Annotated in this window: 34 protein-coding genes; all 34 read left to right on the top strand. The window is 38.2% G+C overall.

All coding sequences use genetic code 11. From position 1 onward, the window contains the following. Positions 1 to 3: 3 nt before the first annotated feature. The 34 genes from rpsC (at position 4) to T323_RS0112150 (ending at position 22,777) form a co-directional block, all read left to right on the top strand. Positions 4 to 663 carry a 30S ribosomal protein S3 gene (gene rpsC, locus T323_RS0111980; RefSeq protein WP_026673502.1) on the top strand — a complete coding sequence of 220 codons (660 nt, stop codon included), beginning with the start codon at positions 4 to 6 and terminating at the stop codon, positions 661 to 663. 2 nt (positions 664 to 665) lie between these two features. Next, positions 666 to 1,100: a 50S ribosomal protein L16 gene (gene rplP / locus T323_RS0111985; protein ID WP_026673503.1), complete on the top strand. Its 435-nt coding sequence runs from the start codon at positions 666 to 668 to the stop codon at positions 1,098 to 1,100. Then, positions 1,090 to 1,293: a 50S ribosomal protein L29 gene (gene rpmC / locus T323_RS0111990; protein ID WP_026673504.1), complete on the top strand. Its 204-nt coding sequence runs from the start codon at positions 1,090 to 1,092 to the stop codon at positions 1,291 to 1,293. The genes rplP and rpmC overlap by 11 nt, the downstream gene beginning before the upstream one ends. 20 nt (positions 1,294 to 1,313) lie before the next feature. After that, positions 1,314 to 1,574 carry a 30S ribosomal protein S17 gene (gene rpsQ / locus T323_RS0111995; protein ID WP_026673505.1) on the top strand — a complete coding sequence of 87 codons (261 nt, stop codon included), beginning with the start codon at positions 1,314 to 1,316 and terminating at the stop codon, positions 1,572 to 1,574. 38 nt (positions 1,575 to 1,612) lie between these two features. After that, positions 1,613 to 1,981: a 50S ribosomal protein L14 gene (rplN, locus tag T323_RS0112000; protein ID WP_026673506.1), complete on the top strand. Its 369-nt coding sequence runs from the start codon at positions 1,613 to 1,615 to the stop codon at positions 1,979 to 1,981. Positions 1,982 to 2,022: 41 nt separating this feature from the next. Beyond that, on the top strand, positions 2,023 to 2,334 hold the full coding sequence (gene rplX / locus T323_RS0112005) for a 50S ribosomal protein L24 (RefSeq protein WP_026673507.1): 312 nt from the start codon (positions 2,023 to 2,025) through the stop codon (positions 2,332 to 2,334). A gap of 26 nt (positions 2,335 to 2,360) precedes the next feature. Beyond that, the gene (gene rplE / locus T323_RS0112010) at positions 2,361 to 2,900 is read left to right on the top strand and encodes a 50S ribosomal protein L5 (RefSeq protein ID WP_026673508.1); all 540 of its coding nucleotides are present in this window, start codon (positions 2,361 to 2,363) and stop codon (positions 2,898 to 2,900) included. Positions 2,901 to 2,928: 28 nt separating this feature from the next. Continuing rightward, the gene (rpsN, locus tag T323_RS0112015; protein WP_026673509.1) at positions 2,929 to 3,114 is read left to right on the top strand and encodes a 30S ribosomal protein S14; all 186 of its coding nucleotides are present in this window, start codon (positions 2,929 to 2,931) and stop codon (positions 3,112 to 3,114) included. Positions 3,115 to 3,141: 27 nt separating this feature from the next. Then, positions 3,142 to 3,540, top strand: coding sequence for a 30S ribosomal protein S8 (rpsH, locus tag T323_RS0112020; RefSeq protein ID WP_026673510.1), 399 nt, complete (start codon positions 3,142 to 3,144; stop codon positions 3,538 to 3,540). A 32-nt stretch (positions 3,541 to 3,572) separates the two neighbouring features. After that, positions 3,573 to 4,109, top strand: a complete 537-nt coding sequence (gene rplF, locus T323_RS0112025; protein WP_026673511.1) for a 50S ribosomal protein L6 — start codon at positions 3,573 to 3,575, stop codon at positions 4,107 to 4,109. A 31-nt stretch (positions 4,110 to 4,140) separates the two neighbouring features. After that, positions 4,141 to 4,503, top strand: a complete 363-nt coding sequence (gene rplR, locus T323_RS0112030; RefSeq protein ID WP_026673512.1) for a 50S ribosomal protein L18 — start codon at positions 4,141 to 4,143, stop codon at positions 4,501 to 4,503. Positions 4,504 to 4,524: 21 nt separating this feature from the next. After that, a complete protein-coding gene (rpsE, locus tag T323_RS0112035; RefSeq protein ID WP_026673513.1) occupies positions 4,525 to 5,025 on the top strand; it encodes a 30S ribosomal protein S5 in 501 nt (166 codons plus the stop codon). A gap of 12 nt (positions 5,026 to 5,037) precedes the next feature. Next, entirely contained in the window at positions 5,038 to 5,226 is a 189-nt protein-coding gene (gene rpmD, locus T323_RS0112040) for a 50S ribosomal protein L30 (RefSeq protein ID WP_026673514.1), read from the top strand. 32 nt (positions 5,227 to 5,258) lie between these two features. Then, entirely contained in the window at positions 5,259 to 5,699 is a 441-nt protein-coding gene (gene rplO / locus T323_RS0112045) for a 50S ribosomal protein L15 (RefSeq protein ID WP_026673515.1), read from the top strand. Continuing rightward, positions 5,699 to 6,994: a preprotein translocase subunit SecY gene (gene secY, locus T323_RS0112050; RefSeq protein WP_026673516.1), complete on the top strand. Its 1,296-nt coding sequence runs from the start codon at positions 5,699 to 5,701 to the stop codon at positions 6,992 to 6,994. The genes rplO and secY overlap by 1 nt, the downstream gene beginning before the upstream one ends. A gap of 61 nt (positions 6,995 to 7,055) precedes the next feature. After that, positions 7,056 to 7,709 carry an adenylate kinase gene (locus T323_RS0112055; RefSeq protein ID WP_026673517.1) on the top strand — a complete coding sequence of 218 codons (654 nt, stop codon included), beginning with the start codon at positions 7,056 to 7,058 and terminating at the stop codon, positions 7,707 to 7,709. Continuing rightward, a complete protein-coding gene (gene map / locus T323_RS0112060; RefSeq protein WP_026673518.1) occupies positions 7,706 to 8,452 on the top strand; it encodes a type I methionyl aminopeptidase in 747 nt (248 codons plus the stop codon). Before T323_RS0112055 ends, map begins: the two co-directional genes overlap by 4 nt. 18 nt (positions 8,453 to 8,470) lie before the next feature. Continuing rightward, complete coding sequence (locus T323_RS0112065; RefSeq protein ID WP_026673519.1) at positions 8,471 to 8,779, top strand: KOW domain-containing RNA-binding protein; 309 nt, start codon at positions 8,471 to 8,473, stop codon at positions 8,777 to 8,779. A gap of 4 nt (positions 8,780 to 8,783) precedes the next feature. After that, entirely contained in the window at positions 8,784 to 9,002 is a 219-nt protein-coding gene (gene infA, locus T323_RS0112070; protein WP_003322635.1) for a translation initiation factor IF-1, read from the top strand. A gap of 89 nt (positions 9,003 to 9,091) precedes the next feature. Next, positions 9,092 to 9,205 (top strand): 50S ribosomal protein L36, encoded by a 114-nt coding sequence (gene rpmJ, locus T323_RS0112075; protein ID WP_003322638.1) that lies wholly within the window; start codon positions 9,092 to 9,094, stop codon positions 9,203 to 9,205. Positions 9,206 to 9,226: 21 nt separating this feature from the next. Further along, positions 9,227 to 9,592 (top strand): 30S ribosomal protein S13, encoded by a 366-nt coding sequence (gene rpsM, locus T323_RS0112080; RefSeq protein ID WP_026673520.1) that lies wholly within the window; start codon positions 9,227 to 9,229, stop codon positions 9,590 to 9,592. A 14-nt stretch (positions 9,593 to 9,606) separates the two neighbouring features. Beyond that, complete coding sequence (gene rpsK, locus T323_RS0112085; RefSeq protein WP_026673521.1) at positions 9,607 to 9,999, top strand: 30S ribosomal protein S11; 393 nt, start codon at positions 9,607 to 9,609, stop codon at positions 9,997 to 9,999. Between the two features lie 193 nt (positions 10,000 to 10,192). Continuing rightward, positions 10,193 to 11,137, top strand: coding sequence for a DNA-directed RNA polymerase subunit alpha (locus T323_RS0112090; RefSeq protein ID WP_026673522.1), 945 nt, complete (start codon positions 10,193 to 10,195; stop codon positions 11,135 to 11,137). A gap of 25 nt (positions 11,138 to 11,162) precedes the next feature. Further along, positions 11,163 to 11,525, top strand: coding sequence for a 50S ribosomal protein L17 (rplQ, locus tag T323_RS0112095; RefSeq protein ID WP_026673523.1), 363 nt, complete (start codon positions 11,163 to 11,165; stop codon positions 11,523 to 11,525). 114 nt (positions 11,526 to 11,639) lie between these two features. Beyond that, complete coding sequence (locus T323_RS0112100; RefSeq protein ID WP_026673524.1) at positions 11,640 to 12,479, top strand: energy-coupling factor transporter ATPase; 840 nt, start codon at positions 11,640 to 11,642, stop codon at positions 12,477 to 12,479. Beyond that, a complete protein-coding gene (locus tag T323_RS0112105; protein WP_026673525.1) occupies positions 12,455 to 13,324 on the top strand; it encodes an energy-coupling factor ABC transporter ATP-binding protein in 870 nt (289 codons plus the stop codon). The genes T323_RS0112100 and T323_RS0112105 overlap by 25 nt, the downstream gene beginning before the upstream one ends. A gap of 1 nt (position 13,325) precedes the next feature. Next, a complete protein-coding gene (locus T323_RS0112110) occupies positions 13,326 to 14,123 on the top strand; it encodes an energy-coupling factor transporter transmembrane component T family protein (RefSeq protein ID WP_026673526.1) in 798 nt (265 codons plus the stop codon). Positions 14,124 to 14,154: 31 nt separating this feature from the next. Then, complete coding sequence (truA, locus tag T323_RS0112115; protein ID WP_026673527.1) at positions 14,155 to 14,892, top strand: tRNA pseudouridine(38-40) synthase TruA; 738 nt, start codon at positions 14,155 to 14,157, stop codon at positions 14,890 to 14,892. Between the two features lie 196 nt (positions 14,893 to 15,088). After that, complete coding sequence (rplM, locus tag T323_RS0112120; protein WP_026673528.1) at positions 15,089 to 15,526, top strand: 50S ribosomal protein L13; 438 nt, start codon at positions 15,089 to 15,091, stop codon at positions 15,524 to 15,526. 19 nt (positions 15,527 to 15,545) lie between these two features. After that, positions 15,546 to 15,941: a 30S ribosomal protein S9 gene (gene rpsI, locus T323_RS0112125; RefSeq protein WP_026673529.1), complete on the top strand. Its 396-nt coding sequence runs from the start codon at positions 15,546 to 15,548 to the stop codon at positions 15,939 to 15,941. 834 nt (positions 15,942 to 16,775) lie between these two features. Further along, positions 16,776 to 18,044, top strand: a complete 1,269-nt coding sequence (locus T323_RS0112135) for a hypothetical protein (RefSeq protein ID WP_026673530.1) — start codon at positions 16,776 to 16,778, stop codon at positions 18,042 to 18,044. Between the two features lie 330 nt (positions 18,045 to 18,374). Further along, on the top strand, positions 18,375 to 18,515 hold the full coding sequence (locus tag T323_RS28840; protein ID WP_156942441.1) for a hypothetical protein: 141 nt from the start codon (positions 18,375 to 18,377) through the stop codon (positions 18,513 to 18,515). A 208-nt stretch (positions 18,516 to 18,723) separates the two neighbouring features. Beyond that, a complete protein-coding gene (locus tag T323_RS0112145; RefSeq protein ID WP_026673531.1) occupies positions 18,724 to 20,970 on the top strand; it encodes an MASE3 domain-containing protein in 2,247 nt (748 codons plus the stop codon). Between the two features lie 277 nt (positions 20,971 to 21,247). Next, the gene (locus tag T323_RS0112150; RefSeq protein WP_026673532.1) at positions 21,248 to 22,777 is read left to right on the top strand and encodes a methyl-accepting chemotaxis protein; all 1,530 of its coding nucleotides are present in this window, start codon (positions 21,248 to 21,250) and stop codon (positions 22,775 to 22,777) included. Positions 22,778 to 22,813: the final 36 nt, after the last annotated feature.

Below are 22,813 nucleotides of genomic sequence, written 5' to 3' on the forward strand. Positions count from 1 at the left end.
CGCGTGGGTCAAAAGGTTAATCCTATAGGACTACGAGTTGGTGTTATCCGTGATTGGGAGTCAAAATGGTACGCAGATAAAGACTATGCTGACTTACTTCATGAAGACATCAAAATTCGTGAGTACATTGAAAAGCGTTTGAAAGATGCTTCAGTTTCAAAAGTTGAAATTGAGCGTGCAGCAAACCGTGTAAACATTACAGTACACACTGCGAAACCAGGTATGGTAATTGGTAAGGGTGGATCTGAAGTTGAAGCTCTTCGTAAAGCATTAAATGAACTAACTGGCAAACGTGTACACATTAATATCTTTGAAATTAAACAAGCAGATTTAGATGCAAAATTAGTTGCAGAAAATATTGCTCGTCAATTAGAAAATCGTATTTCGTTCCGTCGTGCAATGAAGCAAGCTATCCAACGTACTATGCGTGCGGGTGCTAAAGGGATTAAAACTCAAGTTTCTGGCCGCCTTGGTGGAGCAGATATCGCTCGTGCAGAACATTATAGCGAGGGAACAGTTCCTCTACACACTCTTCGTGCAGATATCGACTATGGAACTGCTGAAGCAGACACAACTTACGGTAAACTAGGTGTGAAAATTTGGATTTATCGTGGTGAAGTCCTTCCAACGAAAGGAACGAAAAAAGAGGAAGGAGGCAAATAATTATGTTATTGCCTAAACGTGTAAAATATCGTCGTGAACATCGTGGTAAAATGCGTGGTCGTGCAAAAGGTGGGACAGAAGTTCATTTCGGTGAATATGGTCTACAAGCACTTGAAGCTTCTTGGATTACAAACCGTCAAATTGAAGCAGCTCGTATTGCAATGACTCGTTATATGAAGCGTGGAGGTAAAGTTTGGATTAAGATTTTCCCTTCTAAACCTTACACTGCTAAACCATTAGAGGTTCGAATGGGTTCTGGTAAAGGTGCTCCTGAAGGATGGGTAGCAGTCGTAAAACCAGGAAAAATTATGTTTGAAATCTCAGGTGTTTCTGAAGAGGTAGCTCGTGAAGCATTACGTCTTGCTTCTCATAAACTTCCTGTTAAATGTAAGTTTGTAAAACGCGAAGAAGTGGGTGGTGACTCAAATGAAAGCTAATGATATCCGCGATTTGACCACTGCTGAACTCGAACAAAAAACGAAGTCACTTAAAGAAGAATTATTCAACCTTCGCTTTCAGTTAGCAACTGGCCAGTTGGATAATCCAACCCGCATTCGTGAAGTTCGAAGAGCAATCGCTCGCGCGAAAACAGTGTTGCGTGAGAGAGAACTTGGAATTAACAACGGCTAATTCGAAAGGAGGTTTTCAATATGGAACGTAACCAGCGCAAAGTTTATACAGGACGCGTTGTTTCCGATAAAATGGATAAAACAATTACTGTTCAAGTTGAAACGTATAAAAAAGATCGTATTTACGGTAAACGTGTAAAATACACGAAAAAGTTTAAGGCGCATGATGAAGAGAACACTGCTAAAATTGGCGATGTTGTAAAAATTATGGAAACACGTCCACTTTCTAAAGACAAACGCTTCCGGTTAATTGAAATCGTAGAAGAAGCTGTTATTCTTTAATGGATTTTTCTTTGTATGGCGAAGGGAGGTAAAAGTAGATGATCCAACAGGAAACTCGTTTAAAAGTTGCTGACAACTCTGGTGCACGTGAAGTGCTATGTATTAAAGTTTTAGGTGGTTCAGGCCGTAAAACTGCAAACATCGGTGATATTATCGTATGTTCTGTTAAACAAGCAACACCAGGTGGCGTTGTCAAGAAAGGCGATGTTGTAAGAGCTGTTATTGTTCGTACGAAGAGCGGTGCGCGTCGTCAAGATGGTTCATATATTAAATTTGATGAAAATGCTGCAGTTATCGTTCGTGATGATAAGAGTCCACGTGGAACTCGTATCTTTGGACCTGTAGCTCGTGAGCTTCGTGAAAAACAATTTATGAAAATTGTCTCTCTAGCTCCGGAAGTACTATAAAAAATTTTAATCATGCCTTTTAAGGAGGTGCGGGAATGTCAATGCACGTTAAAAAAGGTGACACAGTGAAGGTTATCACAGGTAAGGATAAAGGCAAACAAGGTGTTATTCTTGAAGCTTATCCAAAGAAAAACCGTGTTCTTGTTGAAGGTGTAAACATTGTTAAGAAGCATGCAAAACCTTCTCAAGATAACCCACAAGGCGGAATCATTAATAAAGAAGCATCAATACATGCTTCTAATGTTATGCCAGTCGATCCGAAAACCGGTGAACCTACTCGAGTAGGTTATAAAGTTGAGAATGGAAAAAAAGTACGTATTGCGAAGAAATCAGGCGCAGTATTAGATAAGTAAGTTTGACATGAAAGGAGGTCAATAGCATGACACGTTTGAAAGAGAAGTATCGTAATGAAATTGCTCCTTCTCTTATTGAGAAGTTCAATTATTCTTCTGTAATGGGAGTACCGAAAATTGAAAAAATCGTTATTAACATGGGTGTTGGTGATGCCGTTTCTAATCCGAAAGCATTAGATAAAGCTGTTGAAGAGTTAGAAACAATCGCAGGTCAAAAACCATTAGTTACAAAAGCGAAAAAATCAATTGCAGGATTTAAATTACGTGAAGGTATGCCAATTGGAGCGAAAGTAACTTTACGCGGTGAGCGTATGTATGAGTTTTTAGATAAATTAATTTCAGTTTCTTTACCTCGCGTTCGTGACTTCCGTGGTATTTCAAAGAAAGCATTTGATGGCCGTGGTAACTATACGCTTGGTGTGAAAGAACAATTAATTTTCCCAGAGATTGATTATGATAAAGTTGACAAAGTAAGAGGTATGGACATTGTTATTGTAACTACTGCTAATTCTGATGAAGAAGCTCGTGAGTTATTATCACAAATGGGTATGCCATTCCAAAAATAATCGGTTCTGCCGAAAAGGAGGGAAAACCTTGGCGAAAAAATCAATGATTGCAAAGCAAAAACGTGTTCAAAAGTTTAAAGTTCAAGAGTATACACGTTGCGAACGTTGCGGACGTCCACATTCAGTCATTAGAAAATTTAAGCTTTGCCGTATTTGCTTTAGAGAGCTTGCTTATAAAGGTCAAATTCCTGGCGTTAAAAAGGCTAGTTGGTAACCCGAAGATGGGAAGGAGGTAATATAAATGGTCATGACAGATCCTATTTCAGATATGCTAACTCGCATTCGTAATGCGAATTTGGTACGACATGAAAAGTTAGAAGTACCTGCATCTAAGATCAAAAAAGATATCGCAGAAATCCTTAAAAGTGAAGGATTCATCCGTGACTATGAGTTCATCGAGGATAGCAAGCAAGGAGTACTTCGTATTTTCTTAAAATACGGTGTAAACAATGAGCGTGTTATTACTGGATTAAAACGTATTAGTAAACCTGGCCTTCGTGTATATGCGAAAGCGACTGAAGTACCTCGTGTACTAGGTGGATTAGGAATTGCTATCGTTTCAACTTCGAACGGAGTAGTGACAGATAAAGTTGCTAGACAACAACAAGTAGGCGGAGAAGTATTAGCTTACGTTTGGTAAGAACAAAAGGAAAGGAACGGAGGTGTAACTAGATGTCTCGTATTGGTAAAAAGCCTGTTGAAATCCCAAGTGGAGTAACAGTTACGTTAAACGATAATACGATTACTGTAAAAGGACCTAAAGGTGAACTTACTCGTAACCTTCATCCTGATATGATCGTAAAAGTAGAAGAAAAAGAACTTACAGTTGAACGCCCAAGTGATCAAAAAGAACACCGTGCTCTTCATGGTACGACTCGAAGCATCATTAGTAACATGGTTGAAGGAGTAACAAAAGGCTATGAGAAAGGTCTTGAGTTAATCGGGGTTGGTTACCGTGCTACAAAATCAGGTCAGAAATTAGTTCTAAACGTTGGCTACTCACACCCAGTAGAAATCGTTCCTGAAGCTGGCATTGATATTGAAGTACCATCTAATACAAAAGTATTAGTAAAAGGTATCGATAAAGAACGTGTTGGTGCGATTGCGGCAAATATTCGTTCTGTACGTTTACCAGAACCTTACAAAGGTAAAGGGATTCGTTATGAAGGAGAATATGTTCGTCGTAAAGAAGGTAAAACAGGTAAGTAAGTAAAAAGATAACGGAAAGGAATGACGTTCAATGATTACGAAGCCTAACAAAAACGTGGCACGTAAGAAAAGACATGCTCATGTTCGTCGTACAATAACAGGTACTGCTGAACGTCCTCGTCTAAACGTATTCCGTTCATCTAAACACATTTACGCTCAATTAATTGATGATGTAGCAGGTGTAACTGTAGCATCAGCGTCTAGTTTAGATAAGGAACTAAATTTAGAAAACGGTGGAAATAAAGAAGCAGCGCAAAAAGTCGGCGAGCTAGTTGCTAAGCGTGCGAAAGAAAAAGGTTATGAAACAATTGTATTCGATCGTGGTGGATATATTTATCACGGACGTGTTCAAGTACTTGCTGATGCAGCAAGGGAAGCAGGATTACAATTTTAAGAAACAAAGGAGGGAAAATGAATGCGTCGTATTGACCCTAATACACTAGAGCTTGAAGAGAAAGTTGTAGCTGTCAACCGTGTAGCGAAGGTAGTTAAAGGTGGACGTCGTTTCCGATTTGCAGCGTTAGTTGTTGTTGGAGACAAAAATGGCCATGTTGGATTCGGTTTAGGAAAAGCACAAGAAGTTCCTGAAGCAATTCGTAAAGCGATTGAAGATGCAAAGAAAAATTTAATTGAAGTACCGATCGTAGGTACAACAATTCCTCATCAAATCGTAGGACACTATGGTGCAGGTCGCGTACTACTTAAACCAGCTTCAGAAGGTACGGGAGTTATTGCTGGTGGACCTGTTCGTGCGGTATTAGACCTTGCAGGTGTTGGTGATATCTTATCAAAATCACATGGTTCTAATAACCCAATTAACATGGTTCGTGCTACAATCCAAGGTTTAAGTAACATGAAGCGTGCTGAAGAAGTAGCAAAACTTCGTGGAAAATCTGTAGAAGAACTGTTAGGATAGGAGGGAAATCAGATGGCTAAAAAGTTAGAAATTACCCTCACTCGAAGCCTAATCGGACGTCCTGGTGATCAACGAGTGACTGTGAATACATTAGGCTTACGTAAAATGCATCAAACTGTAGTACAAGAAGATAATGCTGCAATTCGTGGAATGGTAAACAAGGTATCTCACCTTGTAACTGTAAAAGAAATTGAGGCGTAATAAATAAAAGTTTTCAATGAGGAGGTGGCAACATGAAACTTCATGAGTTGAAACCTGCAGAAGGTTCTCGTAAAGAGCGCAATCGAGTTGGACGTGGTATTGCTACTGGTAACGGTAAAACATCAGGTCGTGGACATAAAGGTCAAAACTCTCGCTCTGGTGGCGGTGTTCGTCCAGGCTTTGAAGGTGGGCAAAACCCAATCTTCCGTCGTTTGCCAAAACGTGGATTTACAAATCCTACACGTAAAGAGTTTGCTATTGTAAATCTTGATACGTTAAATCGTTTTGACGCAGGTACTGAAGTAACACCAGAACTATTATTAGAAACTGGTGTCGTGAAGAATGCAAAAGACGGCATTAAAATCCTTGGCAGCGGCAAGCTTGAGAAGAAACTTACTGTTAGAGCAGCAAAGTTCTCTACTTCTGCTAAAGAAGCGATCGAAGCTGTCGGCGGAAAAACTGAGGTGATGTAATGTTTCGGACGATATCTAATATTATGCGTGTCAGTGATTTGCGTAAAAAAGTTATTTTTACATTACTAATGCTCGTTGTATTTCGTATCGGAAGCTTTATACCTGTACCCGGTTCAAACCGTGATGTACTTCAGTTCCAAGACGAAGTGAGTGCATTTGGCTTAATTAATACATTCGGTGGTGGAGCACTCGAGAACTACTCGATCTTTGCAATGGGTATTATGCCTTACATCACCGCTTCAATTATTGTTCAGTTATTACAAATGGATGTTGTTCCTAAATTTGCAGAATGGGCAAAAGAAGGGGAAGCTGGCCGTAAAAAATTAGCTCAGTTTACTCGTTACGGAACAATTGTGTTAGGGTTTATTCAAGCTCTAGCAATGTCTATTGGATTTAATAACATTTTCCCTGGGTTAATTCCTAACCCAAGTGTTCCGAAATATTTGTTCATTGCGTTAGTTTTAACTGCGGGAACTGCATTTTTAATGTGGTTAGGTGAACAAATTACTGCTAAAGGTGTAGGAAACGGGATTTCAATTATTATCTTTGCGGGGATTGCCTCTGCAATTCCAACCGCAGTCAACCAATTGTATTTACAGCAAATTGAAGATGCTGGGGATGCACTGTTTTTAAACATTGTAACCATCGTGCTCTTATTATTAGTTGTATTAGCAATTGTTGTTGGAGTTATTTATGTACAGCAAGCCATTCGTAAAATTCCTGTACAATATGCTAAAAAGCTTGTTGGTAGAAGTCCAGTAGGTGGTCAATCTACACACTTACCGATAAAAGTAAATGCAGCCGGGGTTATTCCTGTTATTTTTGCAATGTCCTTATTCATCTTCCCTGCAACAATCGCTGGTTTCTTTGGTGGTAATGCAGTGTCTGAATGGATATTACGTTATGTGAATTTACAAGATCCACATCCAATTGGAATGACAATCTATGCTTTACTAATCATTGGATTTACGTATTTCTATACATTCATTCAAGTTAACCCTGAACAAATGGCGGAAAACTTGAAAAAACAAGGTGGTTATATCCCTGGCCGAAGACCGGGAAGAGCGACTCAGGAGTTTATCACAACGATCCTATATCGTTTAACCTTTGTAGGTGCTTTGTTCTTAACTGCTGTTTCGATTGTTCCGTTTTTCTTTACTCAGTTTATGGATCTACCTCCTGCAGTACAAATTGGCGGAACTGGATTATTAATCGTCGTTGGTGTAGCATTAGATACGATGAAACAAATCGAGAGTCAATTAATTAAACGTAGTTATAGAGGTTTTATTAAATAATTAATAAGGGAAGCTTTCTTCCCTTAACCTAATTATCGATAACCTTTGGGGAGGAGATTTTATGAATCTGATTTTAATGGGACTTCCTGGTGCTGGGAAAGGAACGCAGGCAGAAAAAATTGTAGCGAACTATGATATACCACACATTTCTACTGGAGACATGTTTCGTGCAGCTATGAAAAATGAAACAGAGTTGGGGAAAAAAGCAAAGCAGTTTATGGATGCTGGCGAGCTTGTTCCTGATGAAGTTACCATTGGCATTGTACGTGAGCGCTTGAGTGATTCGGATTGTAAAAAAGGGTTCCTATTAGATGGGTTTCCTCGTACGGTGGCTCAAGCTGAGGCGCTAGAGGAATTACTTTCATCGATGGGTTCTGGCATTGATTACGTGCTAAACATTGATGTGCCACAAGAGGTTTTAATGGAGCGATTGACGGGTCGTCGAGTTTCCCCAACTTCGGGTAAGACGTACCATGTTCTTTTTAATCCTCCAAAGGTTGAAGGAGTATGTGACGTAGATGGTAGTCAACTTATCCAACGTGATGACGATAAAGCTGAGACAGTGAAAAAGCGACTTGAAGTCAATGTGCAACAGGCACAACCTTTAATTGATTTTTATACTGAGCGCGGTGCCCTTCGTAATATCAATGGATTACAAGATATTAATAAAGTCTACGAAGATATTGAACAACTTCTGAAAGGGTTAAATGCATGATTATATGTAAGACGCAAAGAGAGATCGAGATTATGCGTGAAGCAGGGAGAATTGTCGCATTAACACATCAAGAGTTGAAGAAACATATTCAACCTGGTGTAACTACGGCAGAACTTGATAAAATTGCAGAAGCGCTAATTCGTTCACATGATGCGGTTCCATCCTTTAAAGGCTATAATGGATTTACGGGTAGTATCTGTGCTTCAGTAAATGAAGAATTAGTCCACGGTATACCGGGGGAGAAAGTTCTGAAAGACGGGGATATTATCTCAATTGATATAGGTGCCAAGTATAATGGTTATCACGGAGATTCGGCATGGACATATGCTGTTGGGAATATTTCTGATGAAGATCAAAGACTTCTCGATGTAACGGAAGAGTCATTGTACAAAGGACTACAGGAGGCAAAACCGGGTGAACGTTTATCCAATGTCTCGCATGCTATACAATCGTATGTGGAGCCATTTGGTTATTCTATCGTGCGTGAGTACGTTGGTCATGGCGTTGGCCAAGAGCTGCATGAAGACCCACAAATTCCTCATTATGGTCCTCCAGGAAAAGGTCCTCGTTTAAAACCAGGAATGGTTTTAGCGATTGAACCGATGGTGAATGCCGGTAGTCGCTATGTCCGAACGCTAGCCGATAATTGGACTGTTGTGACTACGGATGGTAAAAATTGTGCACATTTTGAACACACTGTTGCGATTACAGAGACTGGCTATGAGATTTTAACGAAACTGTAAATGTAGGTGGTAGCTATTATGATAGATCCTGAATCGGGACCTCAAATAGGTCAGGTTGTCGAGATTTTAAAGGGTCGAGATAAAGATCAGTTTTGCGTTGTCGTTCGAATTGACAGCCCTCGCTTTGTATATATAGCCGATGGAGATAAGCGTAAGTATGACCGAGCTAAACGGAAAAATGTACTTCATCTAAAACTTATCGATTATATATCAAGTGAAGTCAAAGAAAGCGTCGAAGAAACTGGTCGTGTTACCAATGGAAAGTTGAGATATGCCTTGCAAAAATTTTTAGAACAACAAAATCATTTGCTGAAGGAAGGAGAGTAAATTCATGGCGAAAGAAGACGTAATTGAAGTTGAAGGTACTGTTATAGAGCCACTGCCAAACGCGATGTTTCGAGTTGAGCTTGAGAATGGGCATAAGGTGTTAGCCCATGTATCCGGAAAAATTCGCATGCATTTTATTCGTATTCTTCCAGGAGATAAAGTAACGGTTGAGTTATCACCGTATGACTTAACACGTGGTAGAATTACGTATCGATATAAATAAGATTAGATTAGATTGAATTTATTATTCTTCGGCAAAGCTGATAGAAGCAATAAGTTCATGGTACTCCGCATCATAAGGAGGTAAAAAGGATGAAAGTCAGACCATCAGTCAAACCGATTTGCGAAAAGTGTAAAGTCATTCGTCGTAAAGGTACGGTTATGGTAATTTGTGAAAATCCAAAGCACAAACAAAAACAAGGTTAATTTAAAGGAGGTGCTTATGTAATGGCACGTATTTCAGGTGTCGACATCCCTCGTGATAAACGAGTTGTTGTCTCGCTAACATACATCTATGGTGTAGGTAAACAAAGATCTTCTGAAATTCTAGCAAAAGCAGGAGTTTCTGAAGATACTCGAGTTCGTGATTTAACAGAGGAAGAGTTAAACAAAATCCGTGAAGTTATCGATGCATATCGTGTAGAAGGTGACCTTCGTCGTGAGATTTCTCTTAACATCAAACGTTTAATCGAAATCGGTTCTTATCGTGGTATCCGTCATCGTCGTGGCTTACCAGTTCGTGGACAAAATTCAAAAAACAATGCTCGTACTCGTAAAGGTCCTCGTCGTACAGTAGCAAATAAGAAGAAGTAAAGGAGGTAACGTAAATGGCTAAAAGAACGAACACACGTACAAAACGTCGTCAACGTAAAAATGTTGATACTGGAGTTGCTCATATTAAATCTACATTTAACAACACGATCGTAACAATTACTGACGTACATGGTAACGCAATTTCATGGGCAAGTGCTGGAAACTTAGGGTTTAAAGGTTCTCGTAAATCTACTCCGTTTGCTGCACAAATGGCTGCAGAAGCTGCTGGTAAAACAGCAATGGAACACGGCATGAAAACAGTTGAAGTTTCTGTTAAAGGACCTGGAGCTGGTCGTGAGGCAGCAATTCGCTCACTTCAAGCGGTTGGCTTAGAAGTTAACATGATTAAAGACGTTACTCCTGTACCTCATAATGGTTGCCGTCCGCCAAAACGTCGTAGAGTGTAAAAGAAATCAAAAGGATTGAATAGATTTCCTTAAAGTGTCAATAATGGGTTAAGACGAGATTTCCCTGTGAAACGGTTCTTACAAGTTATTGACTGTTTAGGTTGTATACGTTCGGAACTGCCTAATGGGGGATTCCGGTCAGGCAAGAAAAGAAGTCTACCGGAATTCGACGTTTTGAAGGAGGGTTTGTTGAATGATAGAAATAGAAAAGCCAAATATTGAAACGGTTGAGATTAGTGAAGATGCAAAGTATGGTAAGTTTATTGTTGAACCACTTGAGCGCGGGTATGGTACAACTTTAGGTAATTCGCTACGTCGTATCCTTTTATCTTCATTACCAGGGGCAGCTGTAACATCTGTACAAATTGATGGTGTGTTGCATGAATTTTCTACAATTGAAGGCGTTGTAGAAGACGTAACAACGATTATCCTCAATTTAAAACAGCTTGCTTTAAAAATATATTCTGATGAACAAAAAACATTAGAAATTGATATGCAAGGTGAAGGACCTGTTACTGCAGGAGATTTAACTCATGACAGTGATGTAGACGTGCTGAATCCTGATCTTCATATTGCTACATTAGCAAGTGGTGGTCGTTTGCACCTACGAATTAATGCAAAGCGTGGTCGAGGCTATGTTCCTGCTGAAGGAAATAAGTCTGAAGAGTTACCAATTGGCGTTATTCCAATTGACTCGATTTTCACACCTGTCTCTCGCGTAAACTATCAAGTAGAAAACACTCGTGTTGGCCAAATTACAAACTATGATAAACTAACCCTGGATGTTTGGACTGACGGAAGCATTCGCCCTGAAGAGGCTGTTTCTCTTGGAGCAAAAATTTTAACTGAGCATTTAAATATATTCGTAGGCTTAACAGATCAAGCTCAAAATGCTGAAATTATGGTAGAAAAAGAAGAAGACCAGAAAGAAAAAGTTCTGGAAATGACAATCGAAGAATTAGATTTGTCTGTTCGTTCTTACAACTGCCTGAAGCGCGCCGGTATAAATACCGTGCAAGAGCTTACTCATAAGTCTGAAGAAGATATGATGAAAGTTCGTAACTTAGGACGTAAATCACTTGAAGAAGTTCAAGAAAAGCTTGGTGAACTCGGTTTAGGATTACGTAAAGAAGATTAACTAGCAGCAAAGGAGGGAATCTCATATGGCATATGCAAAATTAGGACGTGACAGTGCTGGTCGTAAAGCATTGTTCCGTGATTTAGCTACAGATTTAATCATTAATGAAAAAATCGAAACGACTGAAGCAAAAGCGAAAGAGCTTCGTTCAATCGTGGAGAAACTAATTACGCTTGGAAAACGTGGAGACCTACATGCACGTCGTCAAGTGGCTTCATTTGTACGTCGTGAAGTTGCAGACGAAGAATCAGGACAAGATGCAATTCAAAAGTTATTCAGTGATATTGCACCTCGTTATGAAGAACGTCAAGGTGGATACACACGTATTCTTAAAGTTGGCCCTCGTCGTGGAGACGGCGCGCCGATGGTAATTATTGAACTAGTGTAACAGTAAGAGTCAAACTCTAACGACTAAGGGCGCAACAGATCCGAGCTACAGCTCTGACTCTGAGGGCCCTTTTTTGTTTGGTCTTACAACTTTAAAGAAGTGAGGTTGGGTATTATGAAAGAGGTAATCGTAATCGAAAATCTGAGCTTTACATATGAGGGCGCACAACAACCTGCACTTCAAGATGTTACTCTTACTGTGAATGAAGGGGAATGGATCGCTATTACGGGTCACAATGGCTCTGGAAAGTCGACTTTAGCCAAACTATTAAATGGATTATATATACCTTCTAGTGGCAAGGTTGTCGTCGACGGGTTTTTAACGAACGAAGTAGACAATGTATGGGAAGTTCGTCAAAGAGTAGGGGTTGTGTTTCAAAACCCAGAGAATCAATTTGTTGCAACAACGGTGAAAGATGATATCGCTTTTGGGTTGGAGAATTTAGGGTTCCCACCAAGTGAAATGGAAGCCATTATTGTTGAAAGTGCCAAACGAGTAAACGTAGACCAGTTGTTAATGAAAGAGCCTCATCACCTATCAGGTGGACAAAAACAACGAGTGGCGATTGCGGGAATTTTAGCAGTGAAACCAAAGGTTATGGTGTTTGACGAGGCGACATCGATGTTAGACCCGATAGGAAGAAAAGAGATTATAACGTCCATTCAACAACTTCACCAACAGGAAAAATTAACGATTATTACAATCACCCATGACTTGTCAGAAGCAATATTAGCCGACCGAATGGTTGTTTTAGAGGAAGGAAGAATCATAATACAAGGAAAACCTAAAGAATTATTTGTACAACAGGAAAAATTAAGAAATGTTGGTTTAGAACTTCCGTTTCTTATCGAACTGCAAGAAGAGCTAATTAAAAGGGGAATTTCTCTTTCAGGTCAAAGTATGACAGAAGCAGAGTTGGTGAGTGAGCTATGGATATCCGTGCAGAAAAAGTAACCTATGAATATATGCCAGGAACCCCTTTTTCTCATTATGCGATACGAGATATATCGATTACGATTCCATCTAAATCCTACACCGCTATAATTGGACAAACAGGATCGGGCAAATCAACACTTGTTCAACATTTCAACGGATTATTAACACCAACAAAAGGAGAAATAAAAGTTGGTGATAGAACGATTTATTCAACGAAAAAGAATAAGCATTTAAAAGAACTTAGGCAAAAAGTTGGACTAGTTTTTCAGTATCCTGAACATCAATTATTTGAAGAAACGGTAGAGAAAGACATTTGTTTTGGTCCTTTAAATTTTGGTGTTCCGATAGAAAAAGCGAAACATCGAGCTTCCTTATGGCTGCAAAGAGTTGGCTTGTCTGAAGAATTTCTACAACGGTCACCTTTTGAACTAAGTGGTGGTCAAATGAGGCGTGTCGCCATAGCCGGAGTTCTAGCGATGGACCCAGAAGTATTAATTGTTGATGAGCCAACAGCCGGACTTGACCCAAAAGGAAGAAAAGAAATGATGGATCTATTTTCAGTGTTACATAAAGAACATGGGAAGAGTGTTGTTCTCGTTACACATAATATGCTCGATGCCGCACGGTTTGCTGACCAAATTATTGTAATGAAAGAAGGGACGGTGGCCGCTAACGGAAGCCCTACGGAAATCTTTAAGCAACGAGAGAGACTTTTTGAGTTAGGGTTGGATATGCCAGAACCTGTTCAGTTTCTGTATGCGTTAAGTAAAAGACTGAACCAAGAAATGCCGCCCGTGGCGTTCTCAGTTGAAGAAGTGGCAGAACAAGTTACGGCGATGTGCCATAAAGAAAGGTTGACGTAACATGTTTTCGCACGTCATTATTGGACAATATGTAGATGGACACTCTTATTTACACCGCTTAGATCCTAGGTCAAAGCTACTTGCAATCTTATTTTTTATTATCATTATATTTCTAGCAAACAATTGGACAACATACGTACTAATTTCCGCTGTAGCCATAGGACTTGTACTTCTCTCTCGGGTATCGCTTCGATTTATATACCGAGGGTTAAAACCAGTATTTTTTCTTTTAGTTTTTACACTTGTCGTCCATATCATTATAAATAAAGAAGGGGCACTTGTTTATGAATGGGGTCCGTTTGCCGTTTATGAAGGTGGTATTACAAATGGGGTTTTTATTTGTATTCGACTGCTTGTCATTTTCTTACTCACATCATTACTTACGTTAACAACACCACCGCTCGATTTAACAGACGGACTCGAGAGTCTCTTACGTCCATTTAAACGAGTAGGTGTACCTGCTCATGAACTAGCGTTGATGATGTCGATTTCCTTACGCTTTATTCCAACATTACTGCAAGAAACGGAAAAAATTATGAAAGCACAAATGGCTCGAGGGGTCGATTTCAAATCGGGTCCGATTACCGACCGGGTGAAGGCCATTTTCCCACTCCTTATCCCTTTATTTATTCATTCCTTTAAACGAGCAGAAGACTTAGCGACTGCGATGGAATCGCGTGGTTATCGCGGCGGGGAAGGACGGACAAAAATAAGAGTGTTGCAATGGACGAGAAAGGATAGTCTCGTATTTATTGTCATCTCTCTAATTGCCATTGGGTTATTATTGTTTCGTTCGTAATGTTTAATAAATGGGAAAAGGAGGGATAATGATGAAAAGAATGAAATGCATTGTTTCTTATGATGGAAGTGAGTTTTCCGGGTTTCAAATTCAACCTAATAAACGAACGGTCCAAGGTGATTTAGAAGAAGCTTTACGAAAAATACATAAAGGTCAAGACGTGGCCCTTACAGCTTCAGGTCGTACAGACGCAGGTGTGCATGCCCAAGGACAAGTCATTCACTTTGATACAACTTTGGCCATTGATGAAGAAAGATGGCCCCGTGCACTACGTTCTTTGCTGCCTGATGATATAGTTATCGTACAGGCAGAGGAAGTGGATTATCAGTTCCATGCTCGGTTTGATGTGAAAACAAAAGAATATCGGTATCGGATATTATGTTCACAAACCGAAGAAGTGTTTAGAAGAAAGTATGTGTATCATTATCCATATCCTCTTCAGCTAGATAAGATGAAAGAAGCGGCAAAGCTACTCATAGGCACGTTTGACTTTACCTCATTTTGTTCTGCTAAAACAGTCGTGGGGAATAAAGTGAGAACAATTTATGAGCTAGAATTGATTGAAGAAGGAAATGAACTGATTATTCGTGTTGTCGGAAGTGGCTTTTTATACAATATGGTTCGTATTATAGTAGGGACATTGCTTGAAGTTGGACAAGGTAAGAAAAAGGTTTCAGATATAACACAAATCATCGAGGCAAAAAGCCGGGATAAAGCAGGAAAAACAGCACCTAGCCATGGATTGTATTTATGGAAAGTGACGTATTAAAAAAAATATTATAAACAACGTATCCTAGTGTAACAAAACGGTTGACATTAAGTTTTATATAGGATATGATGTTAAATGGTATTTCTAAAATAAACCCACTAGCCCCGGGTTTACGGTTAGAGTGTTACTATAGACAATGGAAAATCTAAATAAAAATTCAAAATGAAATGAAACGTTTCGCATAGGAGGGAACAAGATGCGTACAACATATATGGCAAAGCCAAACGAAGTTGAACGTAAGTGGTATGTAGTTGACGCAGAAGGCCAAACTTTAGGTCGTCTTGCGAGTGAAGTTGCTTCAATCCTTCGTGGTAAACATAAACCAACGTTTACACCACACGTAGATACAGGTGATTTCGTAATTATTATTAATGCTTCAAAGATTGTTTTAACTGGGAAGAAGTTAACTGACAAGATTTATTATCGTCATACTAATCATCCAGGTGGATTAAAACAAACAACAGCTGGAGAAATGTTAAAAAACAAACCTGAAAGAATGCTTGAATTAGCAATCAAAGGTATGTTACCGAAAAATACACTTGGACGTAAGCAAGGTATGAAACTTCATGTCTACGCTGGTAGTGAGCATAAACATGAAGCACAAAAGCCAGAAGCTTATGAGCTTCGTGGATAATTAAAAGGAGGTTATTTTCTTGGCACAAGTACAATATTATGGTACTGGTCGTCGTAAGCACTCTGTAGCACGTGTTCGTTTAGTGCCTGGTGACGGTCGTATTGTTATTAATAATCGTGAAATCGATACGTATTTTGGTGGTAAAGAAACGTTAAAATTAATCGTAAAACAACCATTAGTAGAAACAGCGACAGAAGGACAATATGATGTTCTTGTTAATGTACAAGGCGGAGGATATACTGGTCAAGCTGGTGCTATCCGTCATGGTGTATCAAGAGCTCTATTAGAAGTTGATCCTGAATACCGTGCATCTTTAAAAGCTGCTGGTTTCTTAACGCGTGATGCTCGTATGAAAGAACGTAAAAAATACGGTCTTAAAGCAGCTCGTCGTGCACCTCAGTTCTCAAAACGTTAATATGTACGTTTGGAAGGCTCTCAAGCTATTTTGCTTGGGGGTCTTATTTATTTTTTAAAAGATAAGGAAGTATAATAATTTTGGTATAGCAGTGAAGCTCCGCACTTCGCTTGAAAGAAAAGACGCTTTTATGGTAAGTAAGCGGCCAGGAAAACCGTTATCTGTGAACATTGCTAGCGTTTTGTAACGTTGGAGGACACAGGAGCAGTTAATCATAATATATTGCTAGGGATAGAGTCGCTTTTGCGTGAATAAGGGCTCCTGTGGCCGCTAAAAAACGGAAACCCGTATCATGTACAAATAACGGCTGCTCTGACCGCAAATATGAGACATGGGATGTGTTGGTTGTTCATCATACCGCTATTGCTTATGGAGCGGGAGGAGATTGGATCTATAAAGATGTTGATGACTCTGAGCTGACAATCTCGATGATTGTATTAAGGATTTTCACAGCGGTAAACCAGTCATTTTTTAAAAAGATAGGTATAAAAATTTTGGTGTAGCAGTGAAGTTTTGAAAGCTTATTCTAGAAGAGAGAAGGCTGCGCACCTGCGCGTTTCACCCCAAAAGAGCACTTGGGGCTGACTGTCAAAAGCGGGCAGGGTTCCGCACTTCGCTTGAAACGAAAACACGCTCCGCGTTTTTCTTAATGCTAAAAAGAGTTTTCTACTGCGGGATTTTTATCGGTTGCAACTGACCGCAACTTATTTTTGATAATACTTTCAAGCCTTTTATGATAAATACTTTTTTTGCATAGATTAATTAACTATTGGTTTTCATTTCCAGAAAAGGATGTTATAATAATTCCTGTTAATTTACATAGGGGAGGAAAATATGAGAAAATATGCTAAATTTAACTTTGTTATGATTGCTGCTATTCTATTGTTATGGGGGTGCAGCAGTAACGAAGAAGTAAGTAACAATGATTCATCCGAAAACAATGCTAGTATTGAAAAGGAAGATACTTCTGTAAGTGAGACAAGTACTGTTATAGAAGAAGTCTATTCCTTTGAAGAGGAAGAAGGAGTGAAATATGACGCCATCTCTATAAATTATGATGGTAGTGTTGTATTTTTCAATAAAGTAGACAAAAGTGGTGAAAAAGAAATGACAACGCCTTATTTTGTATACAATGGTGAGGTCATTGATGCATCCACAATTGGGGTTTATACAGATTGCCGTTTTTATGGAATTAAAGCTACAAGTACTCATTATTTTGAAGGAAGATGTAAAGACGAAACAGAAACAAACGTGTCCGTTGTTTTCAATATAGAAGCGAATGAAATTAGTCATTCCGCCAATAGTGATTACACCTTATATGCTCTTCCAACAGGAAAAGTGCTCTACATTGAAAGTTATAGTGATGAAGGAACGATTTACGAGCTAACCGATAAAGGGTCAAGTCCATTTATCACGATTAACGATATGCCAACAATCCTTGGCTTTAACTTTGATCAATCAGGCGAAATCTTCTTTATTTACGGCGCAAACGATGATGAATGGAAGGCTTACACATATGACGCATCGAAGGATTCTGATCCTGTCTTATTTAAAGCGGTACCTGATGATGACGAGGCTACTACTGTAGAAGGCCAAATATCTCCTGATGGGCAGTATATTATGTATCGATTACGAGGGGTATCTGGTGGGAAGCATTATAACTACGTAGATAGCTACATTTTTAATTTGCAATCTGAAGAGGAAATTCATATTGGGCATGGTTTTGGTATGAACTTTGTTAGACCAAATGGTTTTGTCTTTGACAGTGTTCGTGAATATGGACAAGTCATTTATGATATGGGAGCTAATCGTTGGTTTGGCTACAGAGGAAGTGATATTAAATTCTTTGAATCGGTGTACAAAAATGAATATCTAAATGAAACAGAAAGAGACCTTTTTAGTAGTTCAGAGTTTTTAGCTCTTTCTGGTGATGGTGAAACAGTTCTAACTTTGGATTGGTTCTACGGAACTGATGAGAGTGGCAATTCTGTTAATGAGGAAAAGATTCAAAAAATAAGCATATCTGATTATATTCATTTCATCGAATCACTTGATGTTGAAATTGATTTTATACCGTCTGAGTTCAATGAAATAGGTGCTTAAAAATCATACCTCAGTTCTCAAAACGTTAATATGTGTGTATGGAAGGCTCTCGAGTATTTATGCTTGGGGGTCTTATTTATTTTTTTGAAAATAAGGAAGTATAATAATTTTGGTATAGCAGTGAAGCTTAGAACGCCTATTCTAGAAGAGCGAAGGCTGCGCACTTTTATGGTAAGTAAGCGGCCATGAAAACCGTTATCTGTGAACATTGCTAGCGTTTTGGAACGTTGGTGGACACAGGAGCAGTTAATCCTAATATATAGCGAGGAATAGAGTTGCTTTTGCGTGAATAAGCGCTCCTGTGGCTGCTAAAAAACGGAAACCCGTTTCATGTTCACAAATAACGGCTGCTCTGACCGCAAATATGAGACATGGGATGTGTTGGTTGTTCATCATACCGTTATTGCTTATGGAGCGGGAGGAGATTGGATCTATAAAGATGTTGATGAGTCTGAGCTACAATTTCAATGATTGTATTAACGATTTTCACAGCGGTAAATCAGTCATTTTTTAAAAAGATAGAAAGTTAAAAAGCTTTGGTCTAGCAGCGATGGCTTCGCACTTCGCTTGAAACGAAAACACGCTTCCGTGTTTTTCTTATTATTTTTATAAATAGGTGAAGTTTCACTATAAAGGGAAGTGTTATAATAAATGGATAATCCGCGTGGGGTGAAGCCGTTTGAATATTGATAAAAGTGAAAGACATTCCATTGCTCTCATTATGGTGGGAATACTTTTATTTACATTAGTTTATTTTCAAGGAATAGAAACGAATCTTTATCATGTAGGTGATCATTTATTATTTCATACTATTTTAGAGCTCATAAGTATTGCAATCTCCTTCTCCATTTTTCTTTATGGTTGGTTAACTTATCCTTTTACTAAGTCAAGATTATTGTTACTTGTATCGCTCGCTTTTTTCGTTGTGGCTGTTTTGGACATGTTCCACGCGTTTTCATATACAGGTATGCCGTTTAGTATAGCAGAGAACAACCAAACAACAGCATGGTTTTGGATAATGGCGCGAATAGCAGAAGCGAGTGTTTTGTTAATGAGTCTTGTATTTTTAAATGTGCATTCATATGTAAGAAATTCGATGGAAAAGGCAATGTGGGTCTTACTTACTATTGGTGTTACGATAGTTGTTCCCTTTATAATTCTTTGTTATATTGAATCTTTGCCGTTGTTACTTTTTAATGGTCCTACACCATTAAAAAATGGGATTGAATATGTTATTGCTATCATCCATTTGGTTGCAATTATCGTTCTTTGGTTTAAGTACAAACATAACAAGAACTACTTTTATTTAAACTTAATGCGAGCTTGTTATTTTATTATTTTGTGTGGGCTGACGGTGACGGTGATTGCAACAGTGTTTGATTTTACTGTTATTATCGCGCATGTTTTTAAAGTATGCGGTTACTTTTTCATTTTAAAAGCGTTTTATTATGCCAATATTAAAGTGCCGTTTGAAAGCAAAAAGCAAACGGAGGAAAAATTACATGATATCGAAAGTGAATTAGAATTGCTCTTTACTAACACGGAAGATGCTATTCTAGTTGTGAATTTGCATACAAAAGAAATCGTTCGTAGAAATGCTGCATTTATAAAAATGTTTGGTTACACAGAAGATGCCCCTTTAAATATCGAACAACTCACACCTACTAACCGAAAAGGGGAATTTGACTATGTTTATCAGGAGTTGTGCGCGGGAAGAGCTGTAATTGATTTTAAGACGAGTAGACAACGAAAAGATTTAACTTTAATTGATGTGAATATGACAATATCGCCGATGAAAGTAAAGGATGATGAGATGATATGTTCAGTTATCATTCGGGATATATCAGAACAAAAACAGGGTGAAATTGAGCTCGAACGAACGAGAAAAGAACTTCAAGAAACACTTGAACAATACGAGGGCATTATTTTTAAATATAAACAAGTAAATGACCAATTTGTATACACCTTAATTGACGGGAAGCTAATAAGAAAAAAGGGACAAGTTCCAGAACAATTCGTAGGAAAAGCAGTAACTAATTTTTATCCCTTTACCGAATCAAAGCTAAACACAGAAGTTTTCGAGTTACATAACAATAAAGCTTGGAATGGAGAAGTGGTCGAGTTTCAATTTGACGATGGAGAAGAAAATATCTTTCACGTTTCACTCAAGCCAATTCACCAAGGGCAAGAAGTCGTTGAAGTGATTGGTAATGTCGTTGATATTACAAAATTAATTAGAACAGAGGAGCTATTACGTAAATCGGAAAAACTATCTGTCGTCGGTGAACTTGCAGCAGGCTTTGCTCATGAAATAAGAAACCCATTAACGACGGTTAAAGGATTCTTACAATTAATAGGGACCGAAGCGGATGAGACAACGAAAGAATACATTAAAATTATGTTAAATGAGATTGTCCGACTAGAGATGATTACAAACGAGTTTATGGTTGTAGCAAAACCACAAGTAAACAGGTTCCAGATGGAGGATGTCGCAAGTATCATTGAACATGTCATACAATTTCTACGTCCGCAAGCGCTTTTGCATTCTATTGAGATGGAAACAACCGTTCATGGAGTGATTCCTTCACTTTATTGTGATAAGCATCAGTTACAACAGGTGTTCATTAATATTTATAAAAATGCAATGGAAGCCATGTTAGACGGTGGGATAATTAAAACGGATATTTCAATCGAAACGAATAATGTTACTATCGCTATTGCGGATCAAGGTTGCGGGATTCCTGAGGAGTTAATTTCAAAGCTTGGTGAGCCTTTTTATACGTTAAAAGAAAAAGGGACAGGTCTTGGATTAATGGTTAGTAAAAAAATTATTGATTCACATCAAGGGACATTACATATTAGGAGTGAAACAAATATCGGTACAACAATGACGATTAAATTACCGTTTCGAGGTGAAAAAGGATAAAAAGGGAAAGGACGTTTTGCTAACGTTCTTTTTTTAAAAGATAAGTATAAAAAATTTTGGTATAGCAGTAAAGCTTTGAAAGCGTATTCCAGAAGAGCGAAGGCTGCGCACTTCGCTTGAAAAAAAGACGATCCGCGTTTTTCTTATTTGTACAAACTATACGCCTAGGAAAAAAGTTTTAATTTTTTACTTTTATTATAAAGACTTTTTCGACAAATTCCGATATAATGAGTAGAAAGAAGTGCTTTATTATTAAAACTAACTAGGGAGAGTAGTTATGAACATATCATCTAACGAAGCGTCAAGCAGAAGAGAAACCTTTGTAAAGCTCCAAACAGAAGAATTAATCAAAAAAAATAATTTAATGTTTCTTGTTGTCCTTATTTCATATTCTTTAGGTACATTAACAAATTTTATACAAAAGTCACCAGCGATTATTTCCGTTTCGCTCTTAGTCGGCTTTATATTAAGTTCAGCAATTTTTGTTTGTGACCGGTTGATGAACAACTATACTTTGAAAAAAGTAATTCCTTACTATTTAGTTATTTCTACATTTTTAGTCTTTTTAGTTATGTCTATTGTAAGGGGAGCTTCGATATCTGGCTTGTTAATCCCGATCTTCATTTTAGCTTTAGCTGCAGTACATGCATATAAACCTTTATTTATTAGCGGTGTTATCATGTCGAGTACGCTAGTTTTTATAAATATCCTTTCACTTAATAATGGGAATTTTGCTTCAGAAGGGCAAGTAGGTAATATTGTGTTAATATTCTTCCTTGTTGTTATCACTTATTTAGTTCAAGGGCAAATTAGTAGAAAGATGTCAGCAGAATTAAATGATGTTGTCACAGAACAAGAGCAGCTCGCTTTAAATAAAGAACAAGAAAAGAAGTTATTTGAAGAAGATGTTCGTGTAATGGTTCAAAATATTGAATCGATTTATCAGCTTTCAGAAAACAATCTAAAGCAACAACGAGAAATGCTTACGTCCATTCAAGAAATTGCAGCAGGAAGCTCTAAGCAAAGTGACCAAATCAATGAAGTGACAGCGATGACTAAGGATACAATGGTCGCTATGAATAATGTTGATCAAAATTCTACTCAATTAAAAGAAGAAGCAATTGAAGTAAAAGGTACAACCCAAACAGGGAAAGAAAACGTGAATCAACTTCAAGTTGGGATGGAACAATTAAAACAAGCGGTTGATGGATTAGTTTCGGTCTTTGGATTATTAACAGAAAAAAATAAAGAAACAAATATACTAGCAAATAATATAAAAGAGATTACTGAGCAAACGAATTTATTAGCGTTAAATGCTTCAATTGAGGCGGCAAGAGCAGGTGAGCATGGAAAAGGATTTGCAGTTGTTGCGGAAGAAATTCGAAAACTTGCAGATAGTACACAAAAAACAACAGAACAAATTACTCGAAATTTACTTGAAGTTAACCAGGCAAATGAACAGGCAGAAAAACAAATGAATGAGAGTAATGCGGCCTTTTATGCGAATTTAGAAGTGACGAACGCCGTAAATGAAATTATTGAAACGGTTCACAGCACGCTTGACCATTTAGAGCAAAACTTAGATTCATTTTCAAACCTTGCAAAATCCGTGTCATCTAAAACCGAACAAACACAAGAACAAACAGTGGAGTTTGCTGCTATTGTAGAAGAATCGACAGCGGGATTACAACAATTAGCAGAAACGATTCAAAGTTTAAATGATGAGAATGAAAATATTTCAAAATATTTAAATGAAACAATGCAGAGTGTTGATAATTTAAAAAAACGAATGGAAGAAACAGCTTAAATAACAAGAAAAGGCTCTCGGGTAAAAGCGAGTGCC

It is taken from the genome of Alkalihalobacillus bogoriensis ATCC BAA-922 (genome assembly GCF_000621445.1).
Taxonomy (GTDB): domain Bacteria; phylum Bacillota; class Bacilli; order Bacillales; family Bacillaceae_F; genus Bacillus_AO; species Bacillus_AO bogoriense.